Source organism: Pseudoalteromonas luteoviolacea CPMOR-1, from assembly GCF_001625685.1.
Lineage (GTDB): Bacteria > Pseudomonadota > Gammaproteobacteria > Enterobacterales > Alteromonadaceae > Pseudoalteromonas > Pseudoalteromonas luteoviolacea_K.
On the sequence record NZ_AUYC01000085.1, the window covers coordinates 1 to 732 of the forward strand.

1 protein-coding gene is annotated in these 732 nt (G+C 45.9%); it reads right to left on the reverse strand.

Going from position 1 to position 732, the window contains the following annotated elements:
* The coding region (locus N473_RS24580; protein ID WP_155735734.1) for an SdrD B-like domain-containing protein at window positions 1-732 on the reverse strand (732 nt) is incomplete at both ends.

Genomic DNA, 732 nt, shown 5'->3' on the forward strand with positions numbered 1-732 from the left:
GCTTTTGGCTTTTCTGTAAATTTAAGCTCTGGGGTTTGATCTGTGCCGACTACCACTTTTGCGACATTACTCACCACGCCTGCGCCTGAACCGATGTAACGGTTACCTGTTTGATACGTTGTGCTCGGTGTTTGAGTAATGGTGTAACCATCAGCATTGGATTCAATCAAGCCTGTAAAACTGAACGCACCGCTCACATCAGTCGTCGTTGTGGTATTCACTGCCTGACCAAACTTATCCGTGCCCGTGATAGTCACTGTGATGTCTTTTAGCAGCGCATCGTTTTGATCCACGTTGCCATCTTGGTTGATATCCAAGAACACTTTACCTGATACTGACTTATCACCGGCTTTTGGCTTTTCTGTAAAGTGGATCGCTGGGGTTGGATCTGTGCCAACAACGACTTTTGCGACATTGCTCACCATGCCAGCACCCGAGCCGATGTAACGGTTACCTATTTGATATGTTGTGCTCGGTGTTTGCGTGATGGTGTAGCCATCTGCATTTGATTCGATCAGGCCAGTAAAGCTAAACGCACCATTGGCATCGGTTTTCACACTCTGGTTTACCACCTGACCAAACTTATCTGTACCCGTGATTGTTACTGTGATGTCTTTTAATCGAAGATCGTTTTGATCAACGGTGCCATCTTGGTTTACATCCAAGAACACTTTACCTGATACTGACTTATCACCTGCTTTTGGCTTTTCAGTAAAGCTGATCCCAGGGGTT